This window comes from Clostridium sp., from assembly GCF_051656525.1.
Classification (GTDB): domain Bacteria; phylum Bacillota; class Clostridia; order Clostridiales; family Clostridiaceae; genus Clostridium.
Genome location: NZ_JBOGCC010000050.1, coordinates 1 through 3,308 on the forward strand (window position 1 = coordinate 1; position 3,308 = coordinate 3,308).

A 3,308-nucleotide genomic window follows, 5' to 3' on the forward strand; every position below is an offset into this window, starting at 1 on the left:
ATAGTACCTAACTTATCTTTTACACTAAAATTGATTTTACCGCCATCAAAAAAATACAGTGTTTTGATAGCGCCTCTAACTAATTCTGATAGAGCCTCTAACCTGTTTTGAAAAAACGATCCCCTATTCATGCGGCTTAGCGCCACTTCCCTTCTTAGTTCTTATCTAACTCAGTTGGTTATGTGGCAATAAGTACGATCCAGATGTATTCCGCTTCCTCGCTTTGGCTGTTCGTTCCTCGCGTTGCTGCGGTACGCCTCAGCCAAAGACTGCGGCGAGCGGTGCGATTATCCGTTTGCTCATTTCTTAATCTCGTCAAGGGCGCGACCTTGGGCGCGTGTATTTACCCTTGACGACCTCCGAACTAATTAAGCTTGGCAGTGGTGGAAGGTAGCGCAGAGCGATGCCTTCCACCTGATGAGCGGGTTTGGCTTGTTGCTATTGGAGGGTTCTTAGGGAGGCGTAGCCTCACTGAGCAAGGCCCCGTGTGCACGTTAAGCGCAGCGAAACGTAGCAACGCGGGGTAGCCTTGTTTATCTCAATTGTGCTCTGTAGAATCAAGGGGATGAAGACAAGAAATAATATGTTGAGAGTCCGTTTTTCTGGTGCTGAATGGGAGGCTTTACAGGCACTCTCAGAGTCGGCAGGAATGAACATGTCGGAACTGGTTAGAGATCATTTAACGAAGGTTAAGGTTAGAAACAGGCAGGACGAAAAAGAACGGATCGCAATGTTGAACCGAATCAATGCCAACTTAAACATGATCGCCAGATGGGTTAACACACATAAAAGCGCTGCTGAAACCGTTGAAGTGGTTAGTCATTTGATGGCTATCGACCGTGCGATTAAGGAGTTGGCTAAATGATTGTTGGGTTTTCTGGGCGTGGCACTGGTTGCGGATCTGGGCCAACTGAGTATTTAACCGATGATTCAAGAAAAGGCCGAGAACATGAACCACCCCAGATTGTTCGAGGAGACCCAGAGCAAACTCGCGATTTAATTGATTCGTTGGACTTCAAACACAAGTATACAAGCGGTGTGTTGTCGTTTTCCCCAAACGAAAAGATCACGCCAGAGATGGAAGATGCAATCATAGAACGCTTTGAAAAAGTTGCATTTTCTGGCCTTGAACCTGACCAATACAACATTTTATGGGTGCGTCATACTCACGCTGGGCATCATGAATTGCATTTCGTAACGCCTCGAGTTGAGTTAAGCACGGGTAAAAGTTTCAACATTAAGCCGCCTGGGCAATTAGCGCAGGATACGTTTGATGACTTCCGCAGTGAAATCAATGCTAGGTATGGGCTTTCAGACCCCACCGACCCGAACAGGGCTCGAAATGTGTCTACACCTAACCATGAGCTTAAAATAGCCGCAGAAGCGCGTAGAAGCGGCGAGAAGCCGTTAGATGACATTAGGCAACTAGTTGATGGGGTTTTAACGGAAAGGGCCGCACAGGGGCTTATACGCAGCCGTAGCGATGTTTTAGAACACGTTAAAGAGCTTGGGTTTGAAGTTAAGCGTGAAGGAAAGGATTACATTACTGTCGCAGAACCGGAAAGCGGCGGGCGATGGAGGTTAAAAGGCGCACTCTATGCAAGAGACTACGAACCTAGCAGAACGCTTGAAAGAGCAGAAGCAGCGCGAAAGCGTGATTATTCAAGACCTGATGGCCGAGCAGCTAAAGACTATGCGGACAGAGTTGACCGGCATATTGAAAGGCGAGCTGGATACAATCAAAACCGATATTCAAAGCCAAAACCAAAGCATGGGCTGGAGGCTCATCAAAAACCGGTTGTTTGTGCCAATGCTTGTCAGCCTAGCAATTTGTCTCGGCATCTTCAGCGGGAGCTGGGCAACGATGCGTTACTTCTCGAATCAAGTCATGGAGCTACAGAGCAGCGTTCAAATATTGGAGAAAGAGGGTGGCAAAATTCAGTGGAACCGGTGCGGAGACAATCGCCGGCTTTGCGTGATGATCGACGAGAAGGCGGAGACGTACGGCGAACACGGGGAATGGCGGATATTGAAAGGGTATTAGATGACCGAGCTAGAAAAGCACTTACTGAACGCATTCAAGCAATTAGAGATGCAGTACAGCACGCAGCAGAAAGATTTACAAAAGATGTTCAAGAGTACATCGGACGAAAATCAGGAATTGCGCCAACAAGTAAGTCGCTTGACGGAGCAAGTCAGCAGCTTAAACAAGCAAGTGCAGCAATTCGCAGCGTTGTACAGTGTGAGCAAGCGCTGAAGCAGCAAGCTCAGCGAACAAATAGCGTAAACCGTAACTATGGGTTATCTCGCTGATCCGATTTTAGATTTTATGGCGAGAAGGAATAGATCTTCCCGCCATAATTTAATTAATCTTCGTCTAGCTCTAATGACTCTGGAATAAAATTACCTTCTTTGACTTCGTCACCAGCAAACCACCGACAGGTATAACCTCCATCGAAGCCATTACCAACAATAGTCATTAAAGGACCGCCACTTTTTAATCGAACAACAGAACCAATTTGCATAACACCCTCAATACATTACGTTTTTATTCATTTTTTATAATTGGGGGAAGACATTCAACTTTCAACCCCTAGATTCTCATCATTGATTGGTTTTCTTTCTATGAGAGTTGTAAATGCGATACGGTCGCCATTAAAAACAAAATTTGGGTTGATGAAATACCATCCGGGCCTTACGTGTTTGGCTATTATCTGAGCGGACTCAAGCTCTGATAACCCCCTCCAGAAAGTTGGTTGCGATAGCTTTATTGGTGGCTTTCTATCATCATGGGCTTTTAAAAAAGTATCTAACGCGAACTTATCTAATGGAACAAGATCTTTGCTTACTGATGTATTCTGTAGCATCCAAACAAGGACATTGAAAGCCTTAATTCCTGCGGCTTTAAGGTCAAAAGTTAATGCTATATTTGCAGTAAATAACTTAACGAACTGTTCCGCATCAACCTTTCGGTAAGTCGTTATGTGCGTTCCGTGAACCTCACCAGTTGATTGGTTTACTAAGACGTTGTTGTCTTTACCTAGTTTTGAAAGCTGAACTTTTTGACCTTTGATCGGAACGACCATCCCCTCAATGAATGGATTGCTTTCATACCTAATTACCTCTCTCGTTTTTTCCTTCATATTTGATAGACCCTGAATCATAAAAAATAGTACCTAACTTATCTTTTACACTAAAATTGATTTTACCGCCATCAAAAAAATACAGTGTTTTGATAGCGCCTCTAACTAATTCTGATAGAGCCTCTAACCTGTTTTGAAAAAACGATCCCCTATTCATGCGGCTTA

Annotated in this window: 5 protein-coding genes; 2 read left to right on the forward strand and 3 right to left on the reverse strand. The window is 44.6% G+C overall.

Features of this window, described 5'->3' with window-relative positions; translation table 11 throughout:
• Positions 1-565 precede the first annotated feature (565 nt).
• Together ACRDDY_RS01730 and ACRDDY_RS01735 are read left to right on the forward strand one after the other, a co-directional pair.
• Positions 566-865, forward strand: a complete 300-nt coding sequence (locus tag ACRDDY_RS01730; RefSeq protein WP_438563246.1) for a plasmid mobilization protein — start codon at positions 566-568, stop codon at positions 863-865.
• The gene (locus ACRDDY_RS01735) at positions 862-2,313 is read left to right on the forward strand and encodes a relaxase/mobilization nuclease domain-containing protein (RefSeq protein ID WP_438563247.1); all 1,452 of its coding nucleotides are present in this window, start codon (positions 862-864) and stop codon (positions 2,311-2,313) included. The genes ACRDDY_RS01730 and ACRDDY_RS01735 overlap by 4 nt, the downstream gene beginning before the upstream one ends.
• Positions 2,314-2,366: 53 nt before the next feature.
• Here ACRDDY_RS01735 and ACRDDY_RS01740 read toward each other — a convergent pair whose 3' ends face one another.
• From ACRDDY_RS01740 to ACRDDY_RS01750, 3 genes are all read right to left on the reverse strand, one after another.
• Positions 2,367-2,525: a YodC family protein gene (locus ACRDDY_RS01740; protein ID WP_438563248.1), complete on the reverse strand. Its 159-nt coding sequence runs from the start codon at positions 2,523-2,525 to the stop codon at positions 2,367-2,369.
• A gap of 54 nt (positions 2,526-2,579) precedes the next feature.
• On the reverse strand, positions 2,580-3,143 hold the full coding sequence (locus tag ACRDDY_RS01745; RefSeq protein ID WP_438563249.1) for a replication/maintenance protein RepL: 564 nt from the start codon (positions 3,141-3,143) through the stop codon (positions 2,580-2,582).
• Positions 3,115-3,308, reverse strand: a 194-nt coding sequence (locus ACRDDY_RS01750) for a hypothetical protein (protein WP_438563250.1), incomplete at its 5' end; no start/stop codon positions are given. The genes ACRDDY_RS01745 and ACRDDY_RS01750, both read right to left, overlap by 29 nt.

Excerpts from the sequence above, each read along its gene's own strand:
- ACRDDY_RS01740 (WP_438563248.1), bottom strand. The coding sequence starts at position 2,525 with ATGCAAATTGGTTCTGTTGTTCGATTAAAAAGTGGCGGTCCTTTAATG.
- ACRDDY_RS01730 (WP_438563246.1), top strand. The coding sequence starts at position 566 with ATGAAGACAAGAAATAATATGTTGAGAGTCCGTTTTTCTGGTGCTGAA.
- ACRDDY_RS01735 (WP_438563247.1), top strand. The coding sequence starts at position 862 with ATGATTGTTGGGTTTTCTGGGCGTGGCACTGGTTGCGGATCTGGGCCA.
- ACRDDY_RS01745 (WP_438563249.1), bottom strand. The coding sequence starts at position 3,143 with ATGAAGGAAAAAACGAGAGAGGTAATTAGGTATGAAAGCAATCCATTC.